This window comes from Exiguobacterium abrahamii (assembly GCF_015645365.1).
GTDB classification, from domain to species: domain Bacteria; phylum Bacillota; class Bacilli; order Exiguobacteriales; family Exiguobacteriaceae; genus Exiguobacterium_A; species Exiguobacterium_A abrahamii.
On record NZ_JADOYC010000001.1, the window covers coordinates 768,982 to 794,394 of the forward strand.

Sequence of the window (25,413 nt, forward strand, 5' to 3'; positions counted from 1 at the left end):
TTCATTGACCTGTGAAGCGGAATGTCTCATAGACACTCCAAGCACCGTTCTCCAGTTCATACAATAAAGCCATTTTCGTGACGTCCTCTTGGAAACGAATATCTTCCATCTTGAGACGTTCTAACACGTCGAACAGTTCGACATCCGACAGTTCTTGACCAATCGTGATATGTGGCAAGAAATCGTATTTCGGCTTATGTTCGAGCGGACCAGTATGCAAAGCGCGATGTAATTGTTCTAACTCATCCGTCGGCATTACTTTAAGGAACAAGACATTGTTCGTCGGATGGAACGAACGAGCTCCTTGGATGTGCAAATTGACAGGCTTCGTTTCGGACGCGATTCGATTCAACTCCGTTACGATGTGGTCTAATTCTGTCTCATCGACTTCCATCCGCTCCCGTAGCGTGATATGAGGTGTGATCAGTGCATACTTCGAGTCATATCTCTTTCGGTATGAATTGGCAAAATCTTGAACGCGTTTCGATGGAAACAATACAACCCCGATGTTCATCGAAAATCCCCTACTTTCCCCTGAAATGATAACGCTTTACAAAATAATCATGACGGATTCTGGCGTCGATGTCAAAGAAGTTTGAGAGGAGCTTCAGAATCCGTGTATACTAATGAAGTACTTTGTTGGAGAGGTGGATATAGTCATGAAGAAAACACATTCAAAAGAGGTCAAACAGGCAGCTATCGATAAGTTACACGAACGTGGGGTGACGATTCATGCAATCGCTGAGATCGTGTACCAAATGCAGGCCCCATACACAGTGGATCTGACAATTGAAACATGTGTCAGTTCAGTAGAACGTGTTCTTGAAAAACGTGAATTACAACATGCGATTCTCGTCGGAGCAGAACTAGATATCTTGGCGGAAAAAGGGTTATTATCAGAACCTCTGCTGTCCATCATCCAAAGCGATGAAGGGCTATTTGGCGTAGATGAGACGATTGCGATTGGTGCCGTCAACACATATGGTTCGATTGCGGTTACGACGTTCGGCTATTTGGATAAAGCAAAGGTCGGTATCATCAAAGAGCTTGATACGAAACTTGGAGACGGAAAAGTCAATACGTTCATGGATGATATCGTCGCGGCCATTGCAGCAAATGCATCTGGACGACTAGCGCATCGTTTGCGAGATAAGGAAGACTATTCAGCAGAAGAATTAGAAGAACGTAAGGGAACATACTGATGCGTGGTGCAAGAGCGGCGTGGATTGGTGCATCCATTGCTGTCGTCTTATTTGTGATCATTGCTGTCTCCATTCGGACAACAGGCTATTTTTTATTTGATGCTCAATTATCGTCATATATGTCGCAACACGTCCCAGGGAATTACGTTTCTTGGTTCACTCAACTCGGATCAGGTCCAGGAGCGATGACGATGACGGTCTTACTTGGAATACTGAGTTATGTTTTGTGGCGAGATCGCATTGCAAGCATCTGGTACGTGATCATGGCAGTATCAGTAGGTGTATTGAATCAAGTCGTTAAATTCGCCTTTGTCCGAGAGCGCCCCTCATTAAATGAACTGGTTGGTGGTGTAGGATACAGTTTTCCGAGTGGTCACTCAGCGATGGCTTTTGCCGTCTATGCCGGATTTCTCGTCGTTGCGTTTCGTCATTTGAAAACAGGTGGGAAGGTACTTGTATCGATCGTGACGATTGGATTATTCCTCGCCATGGGAGCTTCTCGAATCATTTTAAACGTTCACTATTTCTCAGATGTCATCGGTGGATATTGTTTTGCCGCGATTCTTTTATGTAGCTCCTATGCATTCATCGTCTCCCGTAGAAAAAAAGGAGTGGCTTGATGTTACTGTTAGATGTTGATCATAGTTTATTATTTGATGAAGAGACGATGCGCTCCATCGACAAGCCAACGTTGCTTGTCGAGCGAGTCGCTGGGCGACCTCGTTTCATGACGATGCGAGCGCATCTTAGATTAAAACGGTTAGTGTCAATTAACGGTGTTGTTCCGGTGACGAAACGAACGATGGAAGAGTACCAGCAGTTGGAACTCTTTCAAATCGATGCGCCACCGAAGTGGGCGATCATTGACGGTGGAAAGATTTTGCTTAAAGAAGGAAAAGTGGATCGTCGATATGAAAATTGGCTTCGTCAATTCAATAAGGAGACATCACTTGATTCCATCCTTGAGTATCTCATCGAAATGGAACAAGTTTCGATTGATGTATATCCTTCTGAGACGTTATCCAGTGTAATCACGCTTCCGCATGAGCCGATTCAACGGACGACGGACGAAGCCGTATTATTAGAAGAACTATTTCGTAAGTATGAAACGACATGAAAAAACAGGACGGTCTCAAGCAGATCGTCCTGTTTTCATCGTTTCGTGCAAGATATCAAGTTATTGGCAAAGGAATCTCATCGAACCAGTACACACCGACCGTCTCAGCGCCAGCATGTGCCAAGATGGAAGGACCAAATTGGGTAATGCGTACTTGAAGCTCCGGATGTTCTGTAGAAATCAAGCGCCGTAATTCTTCAGCAGCGGCATGAGCGAGCGTGTGACTGACATAAAGCGTCCGATCATATACACCATGAGCACTGACTTTTGATGAAATTTCACTGACCATTTCTTTAAAAGCTTTTTTGATGGAACGGACCTTTTTAAATGGGACAAGCCGTCCTTCCTCATTAAATTGAGCGATTGGTTTAATATTGAGCATGTTTGCTAATAAAAATTGACTCCCAGAGACACGTCCGCTCCGTCGCATCGTCTCCATATTTCCGATAATCAGATAAAAATGCGATTTGTGCTTGAATGTCTCAAGCGTAGACATGACTTCATCGGGACCTTTACCAGCAGCAACGAGTCGTTGTGCGATTCGGACAAGTTCTTGCTGATTCGTAGCACCTGTATACGAATCAATCGCGTATAAGGGGAAACCGACGGCTTCAGCTGCAGCGACGGAACTCGAATATGTGCCGCTCAGTCCACTCGTGATATGAATCGCATACCCATAATCATAACCATCTTCAAGCAATTGTTCATACAAGGTTACGAAATCACCGAATGATGGTTGAGAAGTCGTCGGTGAAGCGTGGGCATCTTCTCGCATTTTTTGATCAAGCTGTTCAATCGAGATATCGACATACTCCCGGTAAGACTCTCCGTTTAAGATGAGTAAAGTCGGTATCACATGGACTCCGATTTTTTCAGCCTCTCCTGGCTCGAAAAAAGCCATGCTGTCGGTAATCCAAGCAATCTTATCCATGTATATGACGCCTCCATTAATAGAACCATTTTGTTCATCATACCATAGCGATGAAAGCGGAATCACTAGCTAGCGCGTTTTTGTGTGATAGAAGCACTGGAAACGTGTCCAAACCATGAACTGACACCGAAGGCGATGAGTGCTGGGAATAACCATTCTAAACTTTGATCCACTAAAGGTAAGGATTGATAGAACGTTTTAAGATTTCCCGGGAAAAGCGAAAGTTGATTCAACGCACTACAGAATGAGAAGAAAATCGTTACTCCAAGAGTTGATTGATAAACGACCGACTTACGACGGAACAGATGACGCATGAATGTCAATGCGATCAAGACGATGACGATTGGATAAAGGAACATCAATACCGGAACAGCGATGGATAGCAATGTCTGCAATCCGACGATGGATACCGTAAGACCAAGAGCAGTCGTGAAGATACTTGCCGCTTTTAAAGATACACGGTTGGAAATCGTCATCATATATTCTGCAAATGCGGTGACGAGACCAACTGATGTCGTCAAACATGCAAGCAAGATCGCAAGACCAAGTACAGCTAAACCGATTGAGCCGAAGGCAGTATTTGCATAATGCTGAAGAAGTGTTGGACCATCGACTTTTCCGATGGCGGCAAATGTGTTACGTCCGATCATTCCAAGTCCGACATAGACGAGAGTCAAAGCAGCGGCAGCGATGATTCCGGCACGAGTGACGACTTTAAATTGTGCTTTTCGTTCATGAACGCCTCGGCTTTTCAATGTATGCAGTACGACGACACCAAATACCAAGGCACCGAGTGCATCAAGCGTTAAGTATCCTTGAAGGAAACCTTGAATGAATGCCTGTCCAGTCGTCTCATACGCCTCGTTCGGTGAAGCGACACTCGAAAGTGGCGAAATGATGCTACTGATGCTTAATGCTGCAAGAGCAATCAGTAATAATGGTGTGATGAAACGCCCGATGATCTCAAGTAATTTTCCTGGTCGTAGTACAAGATAGAGTGTAGCAAGAAAAAAGAGACTCGATGAGATGATCAACGTCATTTGTGAAGGTGCACCGAGAAACGGAACGACTCCGAGCTCATACGTGACAACCGATGTTCGCGGAATCCCGAAGAAGGGACCGATCGCAACATAGAGTGCGAACGTCAAGGCAGCACCTACAAAACGTGGGAGTGGTGCAGCAAGTGTTTTGATGCCACCTCCGATAGAGGCCACTGCAAGTAAGCCGAGCAAAGGAAGACCGACACCCGTTACGATAAAACCAAGGATGGCAGGAAGGAACTGTGAACCTGCAAGCGCACCGAGTTCCGGTGGGAAGATCAGGTTACCCGCACCGAAAAATAAAGCAAAAATCATAAATCCTAAAGCAAATGTATCTTTTGTCTTAAACATGTGTTGTCCTCCATTCATCCTAATTTCATAAAAAAAGCCTTATCCACTCAGTTTGTGGATAGGCGTCGTTTGCTCAGACGCCTTGTCGAAATGACGAAAAGGGCCTGGATCTTCATTTTCTCAAACGAGAAATGAATCTTCAGTCCCTACTCTTAATCACAATCAGTCGTGCTTGGATGAGCGTTGCGTGTGTCATGTTTAAAACCTCCTGTTTGAATTTTTCTAAGAATAACATGAAGAATTTAATAAAACAATATTTTCTGAAAATTCACCACCGATTTTTTGAAAATAAATAACGTCTTGAGGAGAGATGAGGGTCTCTACTCAAGACGTTTTACGTTACACATCAGCTCGTTGCAATCGAGCGCGTTTTTTTGTGGCGTTTCAATTTATGGAGGAGCCAAGCGTGAACGACCTCACAGGATTGACGTGGTAACGTCAGTTCAACAAGCGATTCCTGCTGTTGCCCTTTAATGATGAAAAGTCCATTTTCTTCATCGACAGGGGCGATGGTCATTGAACTCGCTTCATTCAGCGACAATTTTACTTCACCGAGTGTCGCATCCTTTAATTTCAGGATGTTTCCATTTGTCGCAAATTTCGTGAATGAGCCAATTCCGTTCACTTTTAACTGATCCATATTGAATTCCTCCTTCTGTTGATTCCGGTACTATCCCTATAAAAAACCGGGTCTAACTTCTATCTTGAAAAGGTTATCCTCATTATAGCGAAGTCTTCACAAGATGCTAGTCTTATTTTGTGTGAAAATTCGAAAAATTTTTTAACAATATTGTCATATGCATAGGAATACTTGTTAAGAGGGAATCATCATGTGAAATTCAAATAGAACAAAAGCATCCTTTTCAAAAAGAAAAAGATGCTAAAGGTCAATCTAACTCAAAACTCCATTTCTTTTTGCGACAAACAAGCGTTCCTCGTCGGAGGATTGATTCTTTCTCCGCTTCAAAATCTTCATGTAGTACGCTCATATCTTCATATCGTCCTGCTACATAGACGGGAATCGTGATATTTCTTGAGAAAACAGACCGTTTTGCACTCTCAAAATCAATCAATACGCCTTCTTTGAGGAGGTGACGGATATGAATCATGATTTCAGCCGTTAAGGCGATCGAAGCAACGGATCGTGCGTGCTGACGAAATTTCCGTTGTACGAGATCGGAGATAAGTTGTTCTACTCGTGACCAATCCTTCAAGTAAACAGAAGCATGAAGCCCGTCGTGTTCGCTAAAATAGACCAGTTCATTCTCGATCGAGTCAAGGAAAGGAAGCGGTGTTCCTCGTTTCATATGCATTAAAAATAATAATTCCGCGATTTCGACATCCGTCAATACATCGAGCGAATGAGAAGAGCGAATATCAATAGCAGTCAAAGGATGACGCTGGACATCCGTTGATTGTGAAAACTGTTCGATCTCATGCGATTCGATGTAATGAAGCATCGTTCGAAACGATTGTTTCGTCTGTTTGAAATCACTTCCTGAAATGAGTAAAGGACGTTTCAAATCCACGGCTGCAGCGAAATCAGAGAAATGTACTCCTGACATCGTTAGTCGTTGATTGTCCTCGTCCTCATATAAGTAAAGTAACGCACTCGACATACCACTTCGCTTCCTTTCCATGACTAACTACTTCATAATTTAATAGTAGCAAAACTTCGAATTGCCTGAAAGGATATTTACTTCTGAAAACGGGCATACTACATAGAGAAGCATAAAGAGAGGTGATGGAGCATGTGGGGCTTGCGAAAGCCTTTCCCGGAATTGCGGACCGAGCGCTTTATATTACGTGAGCTCGAAAACCGTGACGCACGCGAATTGTTTAAAATCCTATCGGACGATAAAGTCATGTACTATTACGGATCAGATCCGCTCGTAACGGTCTATGAAGCTAAAAATGTCATCAGTTACTTTAAGGAACAGTTCACGCAAGGTAAAGCGATTCGCTGGGCAATTGCTGATGCGCAAACGAATCAATTGATCGGGACGATTGGTTTTCATAACTGGCTGTCTCAATACCATCGGGCTGAAATTGGTTTTGAAGTTAGTCAAGACTATTGGCAACGTGGTGTCGCCTCGGAAGCGGCAAGAGCTGTTCTGACGTACGGCTTTGAAGAATTTGCTCTCCATCGGATCAGCGCCCTCGTCGCACCTGAAAATCTCGCTTCTAATGCATTAGTACAAAAATTAGGATTCAAAGCAGAAGGCTTACTAGCAGATTATGCGTACAGTCATGGTCGTTTCATGGACTTGACGATGTACCGGATGCTCGCATCTGAATGGAAGGGATGAGGTAGTCAATGGAAAAACAAACACTTGTACTCCTGCATGGATTTACAGGAGGAACAGATTATTTTAATCGGGTAGAGGCAAATTTACGACATTCCTTTGATGTATTACCACTAAGTTTACCGGGACATGAAGGACTCGATGTTGGTCCGGATACGATTGAAGGCTTTGCAGAATGGGTCATGCATGAACTTGATCGACGTGGTATCGAAAAGCCGATCATCATCGGGCATTCCTTTGGTGGATACATCACAGCTGCAATCGTTGAAGGGTATGCGGATCAAATCAGTGGATACGGTCTTGTGTACTCGACAGCTAAAGCAGATGATGAACAAGCAAAACAAAAACGAAATCAAAACATCACGCGCGTCGAAGAAGTCGGTGTCAGAGAATTCGTCAATGGTCTTGTTCCATCCTTATTCGCTGAAGGGGCAGATGAGTTTGCTGTCGCTGAAGCACTTGAGATTGGATATATGATGACGGTCGAAGGAGCTATTCGTTCGCTCTCTGCGATGCGAGATCGGCGAGATATGACGAAGGTCTTGACGAGAGCAAGCGTGAAGGGTCTCATCATTCATGGCACGAAAGATCAACTGATTTCAGAGGAAAGTGCATTTGCACCAAAGAATGATCATCTCATACATCGGTCAACAGACAGTGGACACATGGGGATGCTTGAGACACCGGATGCTTTCGTTACAATCATCGAAGAAGCATTCAAGTAAGTTTTTGCCCTACGGTCACGTCTGTAGGGCATTTACTTTGCATTTCAGATTAGATATCTGAAATGATAGAAGTGGAGGGGATACACATGAAAATCGTAGCGATTGAACCAACACCAAGTCCAAATAACATGAAAGTCATCGTTGATGAGGTCTTTTCGGAAAAGGGGCAGACATTTGAGCATGCCTTTGGCGCACCGGAACACATTCAGCGATTACTTGAAATACCTGGCGTTAAGTTCGTTTATCAGGTCAGTGACTTTTTATCGATCGAGCGTTATCCGAAATATGATTGGCGCTCGCTTGTCATCGATATACGACGTGCGTTCGGTGAAACGTTAAATGACGTTGAACAGCACGAGACGGATGCTGAGTATGAACCTGTCCATCTATTCGTGCAGTTCATTTTAGGCGTACCGATGCAAATCAAAGGTGTGAAAGGATTAGAAGAAAAACGAGAAGGGCTGCCGGAACGTTTCCGAGAAGCAGCGCTATTCGTCCAACCATTCGTTCAGAATGTCATTAGCGATCGACGCTGGGTGGAACAAGCACCTCGATACGGTGACCTTGACGAAAGTTTGCGTGAAGTAGCGAATGAGATTGAGATTGCCTATCCAGTCGAACGTATCGAGCGTCTCAAGTCGCTCGCAGCAGGAGAAGATATTACATTTAGCGGTCAAGCGATTCAATCATCCGATTGGAAAGAACGATTCGCGGCGCTCGATGAACTACCTGTTGAGATGGAATGGGTTCCAGCTTATGCTCGCCTGTTACAGGATGAGAAGATGCAAATTCGACGTCAAGCGATCGTAAAGCTTGGGATGTTCGAAGATCACCGTGAAGAACTGTTAGAGTATTTGACGAGTGCACTGCATGATCCGTCAGGCATCGTTCGCCGGACAGCAGGCGATACGATTTCAGATTGGGCGATGCCAGAAGCCGAACCAATGATGATGGAAGCGTTAGCGGATAAAAATAAATTAGTACGCTGGCGAGCTGCTCGCTTCCTGTTTGATGTCGGAACGGAACAGTCAATTCCAAGACTGCGTGAAGCCATTCGAGACCGGGAATATGAAGTGGCTCTACAAGCCGAACTCGCATTAACGCGGATCGAAAGTGGGGAAGAAGCACTAGGAACGGTTTGGCAGCAAATGAATCGAATGATAGATGAAAGTTCATAAGAACTCAAAAAATAATTGCTTAAGAGAATCATTCGACAAAATGAGTCACCAATTGTCTAGGTATATTTTCCCTGTTGTCTAAAAACGCTGGTAAAATAATCAAAATTATGTTGTCATCTTTTTGAAATCGAAATGAAATGTGTTGGAAATGCTTATTAAAACGCTTGCATATAACAACTAAATCGAGTATTCCAAAATATCCCTGATGAAATTGAAATATTGTTTTGAAATGAAATGTCGAATGACAATTTTCTTCTTTTTCCTGCCCTTTGGTACAGTTAACCTACAATAACGAATTCGAATCATGTAGGTCATCTCTTGGCTGGGCATTATGAATGAGAAAAGGGGAGAATCGGGGATATGTTACTTTTCGCTGAAACAGATTTAGCAGTAGGATACAAGGAACGGACAAAAACAGGGGTATATGTAACGATCGAAACAATCGACAGTCGTACGATTACATTAGTCGCGCCAGCAAACGCGGCAGAGGATATTTGTGACGAACTGTTTGCGACAGGATTAGAGCAATTGTTTTCATTCAAGATGAATCCATCGACTTTACCTGTGGCATAAGTGGATAAACGTGCGAGAGAGGAGAATCCTCTCTCGCTTTTTTTTGTGATAAAATTATTAGAGATAAAAGGAGGGATGAGATGAAACGTCTCGTTTTCATTCTGCTACTGCTTTCTGTTTGTTTAGCAGGTTGCCAAGAAAAGAAACAACAGGCAACAACCACGAACGAACCGATTCAGATCGCAGTCAAAACGACAAAGCAGAACGACATGATGCAATTAGACATTTCTTTAACGAATCCAAATGATCACAGTGTGAACGTGACGTATCCTTCCTCGCAACGTTTTCAGGCTCAATTGATTGATGCGAAACAACACGTAACGTATGATTTTGAGAAAGAGCAAGTATTCACGCAAGCGATTGAAAAAGATACGTTCACGAAACGCGAAACGAAACAGTATACGGTTGAATTACCAATCTCCTCTTTAGGTGATAGTACGGAAGTACGCGTATCGACAATCCGTCAGTTTAAAGGAGCAAGTGCGAAACAAACGACGGATCAGCAAATGATTGATTCAAAATGACGATTAACACAACATGAAGGAGTGAAGCGATTCATGCAGCAAGAAATCATCCAAGTAACAGGCGTAAAACCTGTCATTGACCCAGCACAAGAAGTAAACGAGCGGGTAGCCTTCTTGAAGGCGTATCTCAAGCATACAGGAGCAAAAGGATTCGTATTAGGCATCTCAGGGGGACAAGATTCTTCGCTCGCCGGTCGTCTGTGCCAACTGGCTGTTGAAGAGTTGCGAAAAGAAGAGGGGAAAGATGTCGCGTTTTATGCGGTCCGCTTGCCTTACGGGGAACAACAAGATGAAGCAGACGCACAGACAGCCTTGACGTTCATTCAACCGGATCATTCGCTTCGTGTGAACATTAAACCAGCAGTCGAAGCATCGATGCAGGCGTTCACAGAAGCGACAGGTGCAGAACTTTCCGACTTTAGTAAAGGAAATACGAAAGCGCGGGAGCGAATGAAAAGCCAATATGATTTAGCCGCTCATTATGGCTGTTTAGTCGTTGGAACGGATCATGCAGCTGAATTCGTGACGGGATTCTACACGAAACACGGTGATGGTGCATGTGATTTGACGCCATTGACAGGACTGAATAAACGGCAAGGGAAACAACTCTTACGTTACTTGAACGCACCAGAAATCTTGATTGAAAAAGTTCCGACAGCAGATCTTGAAGAAAATCGTCCGGCACTACCAGACGAAGTGGCACTTGGTATGACGTATGAAGAAATCGATGACTACTTGGAAGGCAAAACGATTTCAGAAGCAAGTCAAGAAAAGTTAGAGACGCAGTATAAACGTGTTGGACATAAGCATCATATGCCCGTTTCACCACTCGATGAATGGTGGAAAGCCTAATCCAAAATAAGGAGGCGTGATTTCATTCGTGAAATCACGTCTTTTTTCATGTTCTTCGATTCTTCTTTAATCGTTATGGGAAAAGAAGAGAAACGATGATTGAGGAGGCGAGAGTATGACGATTGGGATCATAGGTGGAGGGTTATCCGGCTTGACGGCAGCAGCATTATTCGCAAAACAAGGAACACCGGTCACGCTCTGGGATGCGGGATTGCTCGGAGGACGTGCCACCTCTCAAACCGTAAAAGGATTTACGTTTAATTACGGTGCTCATGCGATTTATGGACGCGATCAATCGATTCTTCGCAAACTAACGAAACAGCTCGGTATCGAAGTAACGTGGCTGGATTTCTCAGCGAGTCGTGCGAAATATGAGTTTTCAGGTCATTTGACGGCAGTTCCTGCGAATGCCTGGGGATTATTGAAAACAGAAGTCATCGAAGGAACGAACAAAGTGCGTTTCACATGGGAAATCATTAAAACGATTTTACGAGTCGAACGAGGGGATCCGCAACAATCGATCGGGCAATGGTTAAAGACAGAACGAGTCGATGAACAAGTGGCACAGTTGATGCTTGATTTGGCATCAACGAACTTTTTTACGGCAGAACCCGAAAAAATTCCGTCAGACGTCTATTTCGAGTACTATCAAAAACTTTTTCGGACGCGCAAGCCTGTCTCATACATCGAAGGTGGATGGCAAGGGTTAGTACAGGAGTTGGAACGGATCATCCTAGAGAACCACGGAGAAATCCTGAAAAAAACAAAAATAACAGCAGTCGAATCGACTACGACAGGATTCTTAGTACGTGATCGAAAGAAACAAGAATGGAACGTCGAACGGATCATCTTTGCCGTCCCACCGCGTGAAATCTTAAAAATGGCGACTCCCACTGCCATTCAGCGATTTGTTACACCATATGCAAGTCATGAACCGGTAGAAGTATTCGTGTATGATCTTGGACTTCATCCGTATATCCAAACACCGTATTCATACATCTACGACCGCTCGCATCGAGCGTTCATCACCGATTTATCGCATTATGATGCAAGTCTTGCACCGAAGGATGGTCAAGTCCTTCAAGCAATCGTCTATCTTGAACACGATCGACTTGAGGATCCTGATTATATTGGACACGTCCGAACAGGAATCGAACAGATGCTTGACGTTCATTTTGCAGATTGGCGACAACGTATCGTCGCAGAACGAACGATCAAACGAGCAGTCGTACAAGAAATCAAATGGAAAATGGGGCAAGCGCCGCTTGCGACTCATATTCCGGATCATGCAGGTGTCGCTTTCGTCGGGGACTGGTGTGAAGGTACGGGACAGCTCTCAGAGCTTGCGTTCTCAAGTGCCGTGAGCGTCTTCAATCGCTGGACGTGATGTCAAACGACAAAAAAGAGAAGTCGATTCGACTTCTCTTTTTTGTATCTTATGCTTCATTGTTCGAACGTGCTGGATAGAACGCTAAAATCAAGAGTAAAGTGAAGGCAATGAGACTCATCATCGGAATCGTCAAGAAACCAAAATAGTTGACCCATTTGATGAGACAGCCGCTTGTACATAACGCTTCGCCATCGGGTAAGCGCTCAAGAATGACGTGGTACAAGGCGACACCAAAGCCGGCAAACACATACAGGCGGACGAAGAGCGGATCAATCGTTTTCGACCGGAATAGCGAGATGAGCAAATAAAAGGCAGTCGTATACATGAATAGTCGTTGCCACCAACAGAGAGGGCAGGGGATGAATCCGCGAATTTCACTGAAATAGAGACTGCCAAGCGTTGCAATCGTTGAGATGATGAACATAAAATGATAGCGTGTCATATGTATCGTCCTTTCTAACGTGTTAAACTAATGCCATCTTATATCATGAGGAGTCGAATCTCACATTGCAAGTGTCGGAAATGGAAATGTTGATCACCTTATCGGAAGAATTGAATATGAGGCGCGCTGCTGAACGATTATTCGTCTCGCAACCTGCACTTAGTCAACGTCTCGTTGCGATTGAAAGACGCTGGGGAACAAAGTTATTCATTCGTTCATCGCGTGGGTTAAGCATCACACCACAAGGAGAAAAAGTAATCGGTCTCGCAAAAGAGATGAACCGGAAGGAACTTGAGTTAAAAAGTGAATTGACGGCAGAAGAGGGTGCTGTTTATGGGACGCTTCGGATTGCCGTCGCTTCCATCATGGGGCAATACTGGCTCCCGCGTGTCTTGAAACGATTCGTTGAGCGTTATCCGCATGTCCGTGTTCAGCTTGTCACGGGATGGTCCAGTGAGATGATGCGTCATATGTTAGAGGAACATTTTCATATCGGGATCATTCGTGGAAACCCGGACTGGAAAGGTGTTAAAGAACGTCTTTTCTCGGATCCGCTCTATTTAGTCGATAGTGAGTTGACGTCAATCGAACAGTTACGCGTGACGGATCGACCATTCATCCAGTTCAAGAGTGATTCAACGTACTATCAAGAAATTTTAGAATGGTGGCAAGATCGGTTCGCAAGTCCACCATCTCGGACGCTGGTCGTCGATCAAATCGAGACATGTAAGCAGATGGCTCTACATGGAATTGGATTTGCGATTTTACCCGAGTCGACGATCCAACAATCAAATGAAGTCATGCAGCTTCCGTTAAAAACCTCGTCCGGAAAGATATTAAAGCGAGATACATGGATTTTGTCTACGGAATCGATGCTTGAACTAAAACAAGTTCAAGCATTTTGGGACATCGTAAAAGAAGAAGGAGGAAGTCAGTCAGATGGAATACGCCATTGAAATGCGGCGCGCGCTTCATAAAATACCAGAACCAGGGTTCAAGGAATTTAAGACGCAAGCTTTTATATTGGAACAAATTCGTGCTTATCCACCAGATCGTGTCACGTATGACACGTTTGAAACGGGTGTTTTCGTTCGAGTGAAAGGATTGACTGGAAATCGGACGATTGGATACCGGGCAGACATTGATGGGTTACCAATCGAAGAAGCGACAGGTCTTCCATTTTGTTCGGAACATCCAGGCTTCATGCATGCCTGTGGTCACGATATGCACACGTCGATTGCGTTGGGATTGATGAAACGAATCATTGAATTGCCGGTCATGGATGATGTCGTCTTTTTATTCCAACCAGCGGAAGAAGGTCCGGGCGGGGCAGAACCGATGATTAAAAGTCCGTTGTTTGAAAAATATCGTCCAAGTGAGATGTATGGTCTTCACGTCGCACCGGAGTATCCAGTCGGTACGATTGCAAGCCGTCCCGGCGTCTTGTTCGCGAGTGCTCGAGAAGTCCATATCACGATCTATGGTCAAAGTGGTCATGCGGCATTTCCTCATTTGACGATTGATACGGTCGTTGCGCAAGCAGCCTTGATCATGCAATTGCAAACAATCGTCAGCCGATCCATCAATCCGATGAATTGTAGCGTCATTACGATTGGAAAAGTGGATGCCGGGATTCGAGAAAACGTCATCGCCGGTAGAGCTGTTCTTGACGGTACGATGCGCGCGCTCAACGGGGAAGACATGGAAAAACTGGAACGACGCGTTCGTGACATCATCCGGGGAATCGAAGCTTCGTTTGGCGTCAAGATTGATCTACAATTCGGAAATCGTTATTACGAGGTCGTCAATGACCGACACATCGTTGATAAATTTTCATCATTCGTCAAAATGAATGCGAACTACATTGAATGCGATGCAGCAATGACAGGAGAAGACTTCGGATTCATGTTGAAGGAAATTCCAGGGATGATGTTTTGGCTCGGAGTCGACAATCCGACATCTGGACTGCACCAACCAACCTTGAATCCGGATGAATCCGCGATTCCATTTGTGATTGATTTACTCGATCATTATTTCCGAGAATATGTTTAAAAAGTTTTATGAAATAATGAAGGACATTAAGCTTTCCCTTTCGAAATCAAGAATGGGAAAGCTTTTTATATATGTAAGAATAGGAGTTTTCGAACATTTTGTGAAAAAAATCACGTGCACATGTGAACAATTTGTTACATCAAACATTATAAACAGACATAAAGGGTTATGTTCTCTATGATACGGTTATAGACCATATAGAGAAGTATGTTTTAGGAAGAGGGGGCTATATACATGTTCAATGATCCCGTATTGCTCAGTCGATTGTTGACAGGGCTCACATTAGCGTTTCATATTATATTCGCGACGATTGGCGTCGGGGTACCACTCATGGTACTCGCAGCTGAATTCATCGGTCTGAAACGCAAAGATCCGGATTATATTTTATTAGCTAGACGGTGGACGCGTGGATACGTCGTTACCGTCGCAGTCGGTGTCGTGACAGGGACGGCTATCGGATTGCAATTATCACTACTTTGGCCGTCACTCATGCAAGTGGCTGGTCAAACGATCGCACTACCGCTATTCATGGAAACATTTGCGTTCTTCTTTGAAGCGATCTTCCTCGGTATTTATCTGTACACGTGGGATCGGTTCAAAAACCCATGGTTACACTGGTTGATCGGGATTCCGGTCGTCATCGGTGCGACAGCATCAGCATTCTTCATTACGACAGTCAACTCCTTCATGAACTCACCAGAAGGATTTAAGATCGTCAACGGAACGCTAACGCAAATCGAACCATTAAAAGCAATGTTCAATACAGCAACACCTACAAAAGCAACACACGTCATCGTATCGGCTTATTTGACAGTCGCATTCATCTTGGCGGCAATCGCGGCGTTCCACTTACTCCGCAAAAAAACACTCTCAGCAGCGGAAACAGCGTATCACAAAAAAGCACTTCGCTTAACGGTCATGGCTGGATTGATTTTTGCCTTCTCGACGGCACTTGTCGGGGACTTCTCAGGGAAATACTTGGCGAAATATCAGCCAGAGAAACTCGCGGCTGCTGAATGGCATTTTGAAACGACAAGTGAAGCCGAGTTGATCTTCGGTGGGATACTTGATCAGCAAGAAGACGGCAGTTATGAAATCAAGGGAGCCGTCAAAATCCCATACGCACTCTCGATTCTTGCGGGTGGAGCTCCAGATACAGAAGTCATTGGTCTAAATGAGTTCGCAAAAGAAGATCAAGCACCGCTGATCGTTCACTATTTCTTCGATATCATGGTTTCGATTGGTATGTATTTGGCTGCCATCTCTGCCTTGTTCATCTTGGCATTCCGTTTGAAAAAATTAAATCCTTATAACAAATGGATATTAAGAGGTGTCTTCATCGGTGGACCTCTGGCGATGATTTCAATTGAAGCAGGTTGGATGTATGCTGAAATTGGGCGCCAACCTTGGACACTGTACGGCATCATGCGGACAGCGGATGCGGCGACGACATCAACTGCTGTTGGTCCGATGTTGATTCTATTCAGTGCCTTGTACTTGATGCTCGGTACGATTTGTACAGTCGTATTATTACGGATGTTCAAGAAAAACCCGGTTGGTAAAGAACTTCAAGAACTTGCTGAAAACCACCACGCGCGTGGGGAAGCTATGTTCGTGGATGATAACAAGTAAGGAGGGAACGATTTGGACGTTCAAACACTAGGAATTACGGTCCTCTGGACTTTCCTGTACGGATATCTCATCGTTGCCTCAATTGACTTCGGTGCTGGATTTTACGCCTTTTATTCAAAATATACGAAGCGGGATCATTTAACGAATCGATTGATTCTTCGTTATCTCTCACCAGTGTGGGAGGTAACGAATGTCTTCTTCGTATTCTTCTTCGTCGGACTAGTCGGGTTCTTCCCGGATACCGCTTATTATTTCGGTACGGCACTGCTCGTGCCAGCCTCAATCGTTCTCGTATTGATTGCGATTCGTGGTAGCTTCTATGCATTTGCCAATTATGGATCAAACGACAGCATGTTCTATACGTTCTTATATGGAGCAACTGGTCTATTGATTCCGGCGGCGATGTCAACGACTTTGACAATCAGTCAAGGTGGATTCATTCGTAAAACGAATGAAACAGTCGAGTTTTTAGGAACAAAATTATTTACGAACTTTTACTCTTGGTCGGTCGTAGCACTCGCTATCGTATCCGTCCTCTATATCAGTGCGATGTTCCTCTTGTTCTACGCAGATAAAGCGAAGGATGAAGGGGCTACGCCATTGATTCGTAAATGGGCACTCTTCTGGAGTGGTCCGACGATTCTAGTCTGTGCACTTGTCTTCTTTGGATTGAAAAATCAAGCGGCATGGCACTATGAGAACATCTTAAACGGGAACTGGTGGTGGTTCGCTGCTAGTTTCATCTTCTTCCTTGTTGCGGTGACACTCGTCTACATGAAGAAGAATTACGGAATTGCTTTCGTCGCGGTCATGCTACAGTATGGAGTGGCATGGTTCGGTTATGGTTATACGCACTTACCATATATCTTGTATCCATATATCGATATCAACAAAGCGGTCGTTAACGAAACAATGGCTTCCGCACTCGTCGTTGTCTTCATCTTCGGACTCTTACTCTTGATTCCGGCGTTGTACTTGATTTTACGACTCTTCTTGTTCGATAACGATTATGTACGTGGGAAATCCTCAAAATAATGGATGAATAAACGCCTCTGCGAATCGCAGGGGCGTTTATAGTATTTTTAAATTGAATCGGGTACACTACTAAGGAAGAGCGATTGTGAAGGAGAGTTGTGAAAATGAATGGAGAGTTTGCAGTAATTGGACTAGGGCGCTTTGGTGGCTCGATTGTCCGTGAATTATCGAAAAATGGCTACGATGTCTTAGCGATTGACTCCGACGAGGAGCGCGTCAATGAATTCATGGGAATTGCAACGCATTCCGTCATCGCGGATACGACGGATGAGAACGTCTTAAAAAGTCTAGGAATCCGAAACTTCGATCATGTCATCGTTGCCATCGGGGAAAATATTCAAGCGTCCATCTTGACGACATTGATCTTAAAAGAGCTCGGGGTACAATCGATTACTGTCAAAGCGACGAACGATTACCACGAAAAAGTATTACGAAAAATCGGAGCAGATTTCATCGTTCACCCCGAACGGGATATGGGAGTGCGGATTGCGAACGGTTTAATGAGTTCCAATATTCTTGACTATCTCGATTTATCTCAAGAATTTTCGATCGTTGAAATTAAAGTCAGTGACCGGATGGCAAAACAAACATTGATCGACCTTGATCTACGAAGCAAATACGGAGCGAACGTCGTCGCGATTAAACGTGGAGAAAACGTTCTGATTTCTCTACAAGCTGACGAAATGATTGAAAAAGGGGACTATCTCGTCGTCATTGGTGAAAATGAGGATCTCGACCGTCTAGAGCGTGCGATTCATAAAGTGAAGAACTAAAAAAAGCTGAGGCGCGCCTCAGCTTTACATGTACTTAATTAAATGAGTTGGAATTCTTTTAATCCGTGTGCGATACCGTCCTCAAGGATGGGTTTCGTGACATAATCGGCGGCAGCTTTCGTTTCTGGAAGCCCGTTGCCCATCGCAATACCCGTTCCAACGTAGCGGAGCATCTCTAAATCGTTTAAGGCATCACCGAATGCAAAGGTATCTTCGCGGCGAATATTCGTCAATTTCAGGAATTGTTTGATCCCTTCTGCTTTCGAAGAACCGACATTGATGACATCCATTGCATGTGGGTGCCAACGAATGAAATCGAATGCGTCATAACGTTTAACATAATCGCTCTCTTCTTCAGCTGTGCAGTAGACGAGCGTTTGGAAAACATCATGCGATAAAAACGCTTCTTCATCGTGAATTGGTAACGGCATATCAAGCTCTCCGAGTGAATCGACGACATGAAGGTCATTCGATTTCGTCGTGAAGCCTTTTGTTTCACCGAGGTAGACAAGTGTATGTCCGTTTTCTTTCGCTTGTTGTGTCAACTGTGTCAAATCCGTCTTCGGTTGTGGACGTTTGTAGATGATTTCATTTTGATGAACAACGATTTGTCCGTTGTAACCGATGATCGTATCGATGTTGAGTAATTCACGGATTCCAGACAACATCGCAGGTCCGCGTCCAGTTGCAAGGGCTACATAGACACCATTTTCTTGAAGCTTACGAATTGCCTGTTTTGTTGATTCCGGAACAAAATGACCATCATGCAATAAGGTTCCGTCGATATCGAAAAAGACGACTTTCTGATTTGCCATGGTTTCACCTTCTCTTTTTAATTGGTCGAAATGACCTGTTCATGTGAAAGTATAGCATAACCAAAAGCGTGTTGCCGGAAGGGAACATGCCGAATAAGGATGAAAAATAGTCCATGTATCGTGTATACTGTACTAAGGACAAAAAACAATGTACTGATAAGGAGTTGCTAGGCATGATTTTTAAAGTATTTTACCAACCGCTTCGTTCGGAAGCACCTGTTCGTGAACGGACAGAAACAATGTATGTAGAAGGGGAAAGCATTCGTGACGTGCGATCAACGATTGACCACCTCAAAGATATCAACATCGAGTTCATCCGCGAAGTCAGCGGAGAATTTTTGACATACGAACAACAACATCCTGATTTCAAGGTTGCGACGTTCGAATGAAGTTCGTCAAAAACCATCAGGCCGCCGTTTTCGCACTCGGTGGACTCGGGGAAATCGGGAAGAACACGTATGTCGTTCAATTCCAAGATGAGATCATCGTCATTGACGCGGGTGTCATGTTCCCAGAAGATGAATTACTCGGAATCGACTATGTCATTCCAGATTACACGTACTTGATCAAGAATAAGGATAAGGTCAAAGGCGTCTTCATCACACACGGTCATGAAGATCACATTGGCGGTCTGCCTTTCTTGCTTAAACAAGTGAACTTACCGATTTACGCTGGGAAGATTGCGATGGGTCTCATCAAGGTGAAGTTAGAAGAGCATGGTTTGCTTCGCAACGCGGAACTGCATGAGATCGATGAAGATTCGGTCATAAAGTTCCGGAAGACAAGCATCTCGTTCTTCCGTACGACGCACTCGATTCCGAATTCGTTCGGTGTCGTCGTCAAAACACCACAAGGGAACATCGTGCATACAGGGGACTTCAAGTTCGATTTCACGCCAGTCGGAGAGCCGGCTGATTTAGCGAAAATGGCTGAACTCGGTAAAGAAGGCGTATTGTGTCTTCTATCGGACTCAACGAATGCAGAAGTGGAAGGGTTTACGATGAGTGAACGTGTCGTTGGGGAAACGATCTCAGACATCTTCCGTAAAGCGGAAGGACGGATCATCTTCGCGACGTTTGCGTCGAACATCTATCGTCTGCAACAAGTCGTCAATGCTTCTGTAGAAGCAGGACGGAAAATCGTCGTCTTCGGACGTAGCATGGACAAGGTCATGATGATTGGTCAAGAACTTGATTTCATCAAAGCGCCGAAGGGTACGATCATCGAGCCGAACGAGATGAAACGTTATAAATCAAATGAGTTGACGATCCTTTGTACGGGTTCGCAAGGTGAACCGATGGCAGCACTTAGCCGTATCGCAAACGGAACACACCGTCAAATCTCGATCATTCCGGATGATCTCGTCATCTTCTCTTCTTCACCGATTCCAGGGAACGTCGTTTCTGTCGGAAAGACGATCAATCAGCTATATAAAGCTGGTGCAGATGTCATGTACGGTAAACTGAATGATATCCATACATCAGGTCACGGTAGTCAACAAGAGCAGTTGCTCATGTTACGTCTATTGAATCCGAAATACTTCATGCCGATTCACGGGGAATACCGGATGCTGAAGAAGCATATGTCGCTTGCGATGGATGCTGGTGTACCGGAAGAGAACTGCTTCGTCATGGATAACGGTGAAGTACTCGCATTAGATGCGAATGCAGCCGCTATCACCGGGAAGATTCAAGCGAATGCCGTTTATGTCGATGGAAAAGGAATCGGAGACATCGGAAACATCGTCTTACGCGATCGCCGTATTCTCTCAGAAGAGGGACTCGTCGTCGTCGTCGTGACGCTTGACTCGAAGACGAATCGTCTCGTCTCTGGACCGGACATCATCTCGCGTGGTTTCGTCTACATGCGTGAGTCGGGTAATTTGATTAAAGATGCTGAACGTCTACTCAAGCGTTCGCTTGATCAATCGCTTGCGAACCGTAATACGAAATGGACGGATATCAAACAAGTCATCAATGATACGCTCACACCGTATTTAACAGAAAAAACACAACGTCATCCAATGGTCATGCCGATCATCATGGAAGTCTGATTCAAAAAAATCCTCGTCTCCGAAAACGGAAACGAGGATTTTTGTATTACGTGGCAGGACCGTATTCCTTGAACGGTTCTTTTTTATCAATCCGATCATAGAACATGACGCCATCTAAATGGTCATATTCATGCTGGCAGACGATTGCTTTCATCCCTTTTAAACGTAATTTTACAGGATTTCCGTTATGATCGATGCCAGTTAGGGTAATACGCATATAGCGCGGTACATGTCCTTCGACTTCACGGTCGACGGACAGACATCCTTCGCCGCCCGTCAAATACGTCTGCTCGACGGAATGACTGATGATTTTTGGATTATAGATACCAAATTCCAATAAATCATCACCATCCGGTAAGCGGATCGCGAACATGCGCTTGTTGACACCGATTTGTGGTGCTGCAAGTCCAATGCCGCTTCGTAAATCGTATTTCTTCGCAATTTCATCATCTTGACTGTTGGCGAGGAACTCGCGCATGAGTCGCATCGTTTCCTTATCCTCATCGCTGAGAGGGAAGGTCACTTCTACTGACCGTTCGTGAAGAGCAGGAACGTCTTCGCGTACGATTTCATTCATGGTGATCATGAACAACACTCCTTTCGTCTACAAAAAGTATAGCATAGGAAAGTGGGGAATGATGACAACTAACACAGTAGGAAAATATCGAATGATACAGAAGATGGAATATTCTAGTTTTGTGATTGAATTCACAATGTAAAACGCGAAAAAAATAAAACATTTCCTTTGATTTTAAGGTGTTACAGATTTATACTTGTAACGTAATGAACAAGACACGATAACGTGTCGATTCATGATAATACAGTTTACTCAACTGAATAGGTACACAGACACATGTTCAAAGGATAGTCACACGGGACTTCGTTTTTTGGACACTATTGTCATGTGGGCAAATCAGTCAGAGGAATATTTCGCTGAACGCAGTGAAAGGATGAGGTGAAAAGATGAACGTAAACATGTTTAAAAACGTGGAAGAAAACTTTGAAACGTTCCGCATTCTTGACGAGAAAGGTGAAGTCGTCAATAAAGACGCTATGCCAGACCTCTCGGATGAAGAGCTTACGGAATTAATGCGTCGTCTCGTATACACACGTATCTGGGACCAACGTGCAATCTCACTTAACCGTCAAGGACGTCTTGGTTTCTACGCTCCAGTAGCTGGACAAGAAGCGTCAATGATCGGTACGCAATTTGCTTTGGATAAAGATGACTGGATTCTTCCTGGATACCGTGATATTCCACAAATGGTCTTCCATGGCTTCCCACTTTACAAAGCATTCTTGTTCTCACGCGGTCACATCACAGGTGGTAAGATTCCTGAAGGTGTTAACGTCTTAATGCCACAAATCATCATCGGTGCGCAGATCGTTCAAACGGCTGGTGTTGCTCTCGGTCTTAAGAAAAGCGGTAAAGAACAAGTCGCAATCACTTACACAGGTGATGGTGGTTCTTCACAAGGTGACTTCTATGAAGGTATGAACTTCGCTGGAGCTTTCAAAGCACCTGCAATCTTCGTCGTTCAAAACAACCGTTTCGCAATCTCGACACCTGTCGAAAAACAATCTATGGCGAAAACAATCGCTCAAAAAGCTGTCGCTGCTGGTATCAATGGTATCCAAGTCGACGGTATGGACGTTCTTGCTGTATACGCAGCTACGAAACAAGCGCGTGTTGAAGCACTCAACGGTGTTCCGACATTGATCGAAACATTGACTTACCGTTACGGACCACACACACTCGCTGGTGATGATCCAACACGTTACCGTACAAAAGACATGGATGATGAGTACCAAGCACAAGATCCACTCATCCGCTTCCGTGCTTTCATGGAAGCAAAAGGTCTTTGGAACGAAGATAAAGAGAACGAAGTCATCGAGCAAGCAAAAGCTGACGTTAAGGAAGCACTTGCACAAGCTGACAAAGAACCAAAACAAAAAGTTACAGATTTCATCAACGTGATGGCTGAAAAGCTTCCACAAAACCTGCAAGAGCAGCTTGATGAGTATACAGCAAAGGAGTCGAAATAACCCATGGCACAAATGACGATGATCCAAGCGATCACTGACGCAATGCGCGTCGAGATGAAACGCGACGAACAAGTTCTCTTGTTCGGTGAAGACGTCGGTAAAAACGGTGGGGTATTCCGTGCGACAGAAGGTCTTCAAGATGAGCTCGGCGAAGACCGCGTCTTCGATACACCACTTGCAGAATCAGGTATTGGTGGTCTTGCTGTCGGATTCAGTCTGACAGGATTCCGTCCAATCATGGAAATCCAATTCTTCGGATTCGTATTCGAAGTATTCGATTCAGTCGCAGCACAACTTGCGCGTCTCCGTTACCGTTCAGGCGGCACATACAGTGCACCTGTTACAATCCGTTCACCATTCGGTGGCGGTGTTAAAACACCGGAACTTCACGCAGATAACCTCGAAGGACTCATGGCTCAGTCACCAGGACTTAAAGTTGTCGTTCCTTCAACACCTTACGATGCAAAAGGTCTTTTGATCGCATCAATCCGCGACAACGACCCAGTCGTTTTCCTCGAGCACATGAAACTCTACCGTTCATTCCGCGGTGAAGTGCCAGAGGGCGATTACACGATCGAACTCGGAAAAGCTGATGTAAAACGTGAAGGTACAGATGTAACAATCGTCACTTACGGTGCGATGGTACACGCTTCACTTAAAGCAGCAGAAGAGCTCGAAAAAGAAAACATCAGCGTCGAAATCATCGACTTGATGACAATCAGCCCAATCGACATCGATACGATTCTTGCTTCTGTCAAGAAAACAAACCGTGTTGTCGTCGTTCAAGAAGCACAAAAACAAGCGGGTGTCGCTGCAATGGTTGCAACTGAAATCCAAGAACGTGCAATCCTTGACCTCGAAGCGCCAATTCTTCGTGTTGCTGCTCCAGATACAATCTTCCCATTCGCACAAGGTGAAGACGTCTGGATCCCAGATCACAAAGATATCGTTGAGAAAGTCAAAACTGTCTACAATTTCTAAGAGCATTTCGGAAAATAAGGAGAGGGGTTCATTCTCTCCTTGCTTCCGTTTTTACAGATAACAATCGACTAGAAGAGTGAACTAAAAGGAGGCATATTCAAATGGGTTTATTTGAATTCAAATTGCCGGATATCGGTGAGGGTATTCATGAAGGTGAAATCGTAAAGTGGTTCGTAAAAGCGGGCGACACTGTCAAGGAAGACGACGTTCTTCTTGAAGTACAAAACGATAAAGCAGTCGTTGAAATCCCATCACCAGTTGATGGTACTGTTAAAGAAGTAAAAGTTGACGAAGGTGTCGTAGCTGTTGTTGGCGACGTCCTCATCTCATTCGAAGTCGAAGGTGAAGGTTCTGCTCCTTCTGAAGAAGCAGAGCAACCAAAAGCTGAAGACAACGCGAAAGACGTTCAAGATACGGATCAAAAAGTGGAAGACAAACCAAACGAGGTTCAAATCCATAAATCAGAACGCGTCATCGCGATGCCATCTGTCCGTAAATATGCACGTGAAAAAGGCGTCGACATCCGTGAAGTCCAAGGTTCTGGAGACAACGGTCGTGTCGTCAAAGAAGACATCGATGCATTTGCAAACGGTGGTCAAACTTCTGAAGCACCAGCAACAGAAGAAAAAGCACCAGCTGCAGCTGCTTCTGCACCAAAAACAGAAGTTAAGCCTTACGTTGCTGCTCAACCTGAACTTGAAACACGCGAGAAAATCAAGGGAATCCGTAAAGCGATTTCGAAAGCAATGGTTAACTCGAAACATACAGCTCCACACGTAACACTCATGGACGAAGTCGATGTTACGAACCTCGTAGCACTCCGTAAAAACTTCAAAGAAGTTGCGGCTGCTCAAGGTACGAAATTGACTTACCTTCCGTTCGTCGTAAAAGCATTGACTGCTGCTGCTAAAAAATACCCAGCAATCAACGCATCAATCGACGATGTAAATGAAGAAATCGTCTACAAAAACTACTTCAACATCGGTATCGCTGCAGATACAGACAACGGTCTTGTCGTACCAGTCGTTAAAGATGCAGATCGTAAATCGATCTTCTCACTCGCTGACGACATCAACGACCTTGCTGGTAAAGCACGCGAAGGTAAACTTTCTGGCGAAGAGATGAAAGGCGGATCAATCACGATCACTAACATCGGTTCTGCTGGCGGTCAGTGGTTCACACCAGTCATCAACCACCCAGAAGTTGCAATCCTCGGTATCGGCCGTATCGCTGAAAAAGCAGTCGTTAAAAACGGCGAAATCGTTGCTGCACCAGTTCTTGCACTTTCATTCAGCTTCGACCACCGTCTCATCGATGGTGCAACTGCACAAAACGCGCTTAACTTAGTTAAACGTCTATTGAACGACCCACAACTTCTCATCATGGAGGGATAAG

28 protein-coding genes are annotated in these 25,413 nt (G+C 44.6%); 20 read left to right on the forward strand and 8 right to left on the reverse strand.

Going from position 1 to position 25,413, the window contains the following annotated elements; translation table 11 throughout:
• Position 1 precedes the first annotated feature (1 nt).
• A complete protein-coding gene (locus ITJ88_RS03755; protein ID WP_023468877.1) occupies positions 2 to 514 on the reverse strand; it encodes a YjcG family protein in 513 nt (170 codons plus the stop codon).
• A 145-nt stretch (positions 515 to 659) separates the two neighbouring features.
• Here ITJ88_RS03755 and ITJ88_RS03760 point away from each other — a divergent pair, with 145 nt between their 5' ends.
• The 3 genes from ITJ88_RS03760 to ITJ88_RS03770 are packed head-to-tail and all read left to right on the forward strand — an operon-like array spanning position 660 to position 2,319.
• Entirely contained in the window at positions 660 to 1,202 is a 543-nt protein-coding gene (locus ITJ88_RS03760; RefSeq protein WP_034786059.1) for a phosphatidylglycerophosphatase A family protein, read from the forward strand.
• Positions 1,202 to 1,822, forward strand: coding sequence for a phosphatase PAP2 family protein (locus tag ITJ88_RS03765; protein WP_195864700.1), 621 nt, complete (start codon positions 1,202 to 1,204; stop codon positions 1,820 to 1,822). The genes ITJ88_RS03760 and ITJ88_RS03765 overlap by 1 nt, the downstream gene beginning before the upstream one ends.
• Complete coding sequence (locus ITJ88_RS03770; protein ID WP_055968682.1) at positions 1,822 to 2,319, forward strand: hypothetical protein; 498 nt, start codon at positions 1,822 to 1,824, stop codon at positions 2,317 to 2,319. Before ITJ88_RS03765 ends, ITJ88_RS03770 begins: the two co-directional genes overlap by 1 nt.
• Before the next feature lie 55 nt (positions 2,320 to 2,374).
• Here ITJ88_RS03770 and ITJ88_RS03775 read toward each other — a convergent pair whose 3' ends face one another.
• The 4 genes from ITJ88_RS03775 to ITJ88_RS03790 form a co-directional block, all read right to left on the reverse strand.
• Positions 2,375 to 3,250 carry a DegV family protein gene (locus tag ITJ88_RS03775; protein ID WP_195864701.1) on the reverse strand — a complete coding sequence of 292 codons (876 nt, stop codon included), beginning with the start codon at positions 3,248 to 3,250 and terminating at the stop codon, positions 2,375 to 2,377.
• 65 nt (positions 3,251 to 3,315) lie between these two features.
• On the reverse strand, positions 3,316 to 4,641 hold the full coding sequence (brnQ, locus tag ITJ88_RS03780) for a branched-chain amino acid transport system II carrier protein (protein ID WP_195864702.1): 1,326 nt from the start codon (positions 4,639 to 4,641) through the stop codon (positions 3,316 to 3,318).
• 346 nt (positions 4,642 to 4,987) lie between these two features.
• Positions 4,988 to 5,281 carry a hypothetical protein gene (locus tag ITJ88_RS03785; RefSeq protein ID WP_050677561.1) on the reverse strand — a complete coding sequence of 98 codons (294 nt, stop codon included), beginning with the start codon at positions 5,279 to 5,281 and terminating at the stop codon, positions 4,988 to 4,990.
• 247 nt (positions 5,282 to 5,528) lie between these two features.
• On the reverse strand, positions 5,529 to 6,281 hold the full coding sequence (locus ITJ88_RS03790; protein ID WP_230088516.1) for a hypothetical protein: 753 nt from the start codon (positions 6,279 to 6,281) through the stop codon (positions 5,529 to 5,531).
• Between the two features lie 111 nt (positions 6,282 to 6,392).
• On the opposite strand from ITJ88_RS03790, the gene ITJ88_RS03795 reads away from it, so the two are divergent.
• The 7 genes from ITJ88_RS03795 (at position 6,393) to ITJ88_RS03825 (ending at position 12,186) form a co-directional block, all read left to right on the forward strand.
• Positions 6,393 to 6,950 (forward strand): GNAT family N-acetyltransferase, encoded by a 558-nt coding sequence (locus tag ITJ88_RS03795; protein ID WP_195864703.1) that lies wholly within the window; start codon positions 6,393 to 6,395, stop codon positions 6,948 to 6,950.
• Between the two features lie 8 nt (positions 6,951 to 6,958).
• Complete coding sequence (locus ITJ88_RS03800; RefSeq protein WP_195864704.1) at positions 6,959 to 7,672, forward strand: alpha/beta fold hydrolase; 714 nt, start codon at positions 6,959 to 6,961, stop codon at positions 7,670 to 7,672.
• An 86-nt stretch (positions 7,673 to 7,758) separates the two neighbouring features.
• Complete coding sequence (locus tag ITJ88_RS03805) at positions 7,759 to 8,850, forward strand: conserved virulence factor C family protein (protein WP_195864705.1); 1,092 nt, start codon at positions 7,759 to 7,761, stop codon at positions 8,848 to 8,850.
• A gap of 360 nt (positions 8,851 to 9,210) precedes the next feature.
• Positions 9,211 to 9,423, forward strand: coding sequence for a hypothetical protein (locus ITJ88_RS03810; RefSeq protein ID WP_023468866.1), 213 nt, complete (start codon positions 9,211 to 9,213; stop codon positions 9,421 to 9,423).
• Between the two features lie 80 nt (positions 9,424 to 9,503).
• Positions 9,504 to 9,947, forward strand: a complete 444-nt coding sequence (locus ITJ88_RS03815; protein WP_195864706.1) for a BsuPI-related putative proteinase inhibitor — start codon at positions 9,504 to 9,506, stop codon at positions 9,945 to 9,947.
• A gap of 33 nt (positions 9,948 to 9,980) precedes the next feature.
• Positions 9,981 to 10,799: an ammonia-dependent NAD(+) synthetase gene (gene nadE / locus ITJ88_RS03820; protein ID WP_195864707.1), complete on the forward strand. Its 819-nt coding sequence runs from the start codon at positions 9,981 to 9,983 to the stop codon at positions 10,797 to 10,799.
• A 115-nt stretch (positions 10,800 to 10,914) separates the two neighbouring features.
• Complete coding sequence (locus tag ITJ88_RS03825; protein ID WP_195864708.1) at positions 10,915 to 12,186, forward strand: FAD-dependent oxidoreductase; 1,272 nt, start codon at positions 10,915 to 10,917, stop codon at positions 12,184 to 12,186.
• 49 nt (positions 12,187 to 12,235) lie between these two features.
• On the opposite strand, the gene ITJ88_RS03830 is transcribed toward ITJ88_RS03825, so the two are convergent.
• A complete protein-coding gene (locus ITJ88_RS03830; protein WP_195864709.1) occupies positions 12,236 to 12,631 on the reverse strand; it encodes a disulfide bond formation protein B in 396 nt (131 codons plus the stop codon).
• 65 nt (positions 12,632 to 12,696) lie between these two features.
• Here ITJ88_RS03830 and ccpC point away from each other — a divergent pair, with 65 nt between their 5' ends.
• The 5 genes from ccpC to ITJ88_RS03855 all read left to right on the forward strand — a co-directional run bounded on the left by ccpC (position 12,697) and on the right by ITJ88_RS03855 (position 18,123).
• Complete coding sequence (ccpC, locus tag ITJ88_RS03835) at positions 12,697 to 13,587, forward strand: transcriptional regulator CcpC (protein WP_029342184.1); 891 nt, start codon at positions 12,697 to 12,699, stop codon at positions 13,585 to 13,587.
• Entirely contained in the window at positions 13,571 to 14,683 is a 1,113-nt protein-coding gene (locus tag ITJ88_RS03840; RefSeq protein WP_023468860.1) for an N-acetyldiaminopimelate deacetylase, read from the forward strand. Before ccpC ends, ITJ88_RS03840 begins: the two co-directional genes overlap by 17 nt.
• A 234-nt stretch (positions 14,684 to 14,917) precedes the next feature.
• Positions 14,918 to 16,315 (forward strand): cytochrome ubiquinol oxidase subunit I, encoded by a 1,398-nt coding sequence (locus ITJ88_RS03845; RefSeq protein ID WP_023468859.1) that lies wholly within the window; start codon positions 14,918 to 14,920, stop codon positions 16,313 to 16,315.
• Positions 16,316 to 16,327: 12 nt separating this feature from the next.
• Positions 16,328 to 17,350, forward strand: a complete 1,023-nt coding sequence (locus tag ITJ88_RS03850; protein WP_023468858.1) for a cytochrome d ubiquinol oxidase subunit II — start codon at positions 16,328 to 16,330, stop codon at positions 17,348 to 17,350.
• 104 nt (positions 17,351 to 17,454) lie between these two features.
• Positions 17,455 to 18,123 carry a potassium channel family protein gene (locus ITJ88_RS03855; RefSeq protein ID WP_023468857.1) on the forward strand — a complete coding sequence of 223 codons (669 nt, stop codon included), beginning with the start codon at positions 17,455 to 17,457 and terminating at the stop codon, positions 18,121 to 18,123.
• A gap of 38 nt (positions 18,124 to 18,161) precedes the next feature.
• Here ITJ88_RS03855 and ITJ88_RS03860 read toward each other — a convergent pair whose 3' ends face one another.
• Positions 18,162 to 18,938 (reverse strand): Cof-type HAD-IIB family hydrolase, encoded by a 777-nt coding sequence (locus ITJ88_RS03860; protein ID WP_195864710.1) that lies wholly within the window; start codon positions 18,936 to 18,938, stop codon positions 18,162 to 18,164.
• 173 nt (positions 18,939 to 19,111) lie between these two features.
• Here ITJ88_RS03860 and ITJ88_RS03865 point away from each other — a divergent pair, with 173 nt between their 5' ends.
• Both ITJ88_RS03865 and rnjA read left to right on the forward strand, forming a co-directional pair.
• Entirely contained in the window at positions 19,112 to 19,327 is a 216-nt protein-coding gene (locus ITJ88_RS03865; RefSeq protein ID WP_023468855.1) for a DNA-dependent RNA polymerase subunit epsilon, read from the forward strand.
• Positions 19,324 to 20,991, forward strand: a complete 1,668-nt coding sequence (gene rnjA, locus ITJ88_RS03870) for a ribonuclease J1 (RefSeq protein ID WP_035396693.1) — start codon at positions 19,324 to 19,326, stop codon at positions 20,989 to 20,991. Before ITJ88_RS03865 ends, rnjA begins: the two co-directional genes overlap by 4 nt.
• 46 nt (positions 20,992 to 21,037) lie before the next feature.
• Here rnjA and def read toward each other — a convergent pair whose 3' ends face one another.
• Positions 21,038 to 21,577, reverse strand: coding sequence for a peptide deformylase (gene def, locus ITJ88_RS03875; protein ID WP_023468853.1), 540 nt, complete (start codon positions 21,575 to 21,577; stop codon positions 21,038 to 21,040).
• A gap of 377 nt (positions 21,578 to 21,954) precedes the next feature.
• Here def and pdhA point away from each other — a divergent pair, with 377 nt between their 5' ends.
• From pdhA to ITJ88_RS03890, 3 genes are all read left to right on the forward strand, one after another.
• On the forward strand, positions 21,955 to 23,037 hold the full coding sequence (pdhA, locus tag ITJ88_RS03880; protein WP_195864711.1) for a pyruvate dehydrogenase (acetyl-transferring) E1 component subunit alpha: 1,083 nt from the start codon (positions 21,955 to 21,957) through the stop codon (positions 23,035 to 23,037).
• Between the two features lie 3 nt (positions 23,038 to 23,040).
• Positions 23,041 to 24,018 (forward strand): alpha-ketoacid dehydrogenase subunit beta, encoded by a 978-nt coding sequence (locus ITJ88_RS03885; RefSeq protein WP_195864712.1) that lies wholly within the window; start codon positions 23,041 to 23,043, stop codon positions 24,016 to 24,018.
• Between the two features lie 101 nt (positions 24,019 to 24,119).
• Positions 24,120 to 25,412 carry a dihydrolipoamide acetyltransferase family protein gene (locus tag ITJ88_RS03890; RefSeq protein ID WP_195864713.1) on the forward strand — a complete coding sequence of 431 codons (1,293 nt, stop codon included), beginning with the start codon at positions 24,120 to 24,122 and terminating at the stop codon, positions 25,410 to 25,412.
• Position 25,413 lies beyond the last annotated feature (1 nt).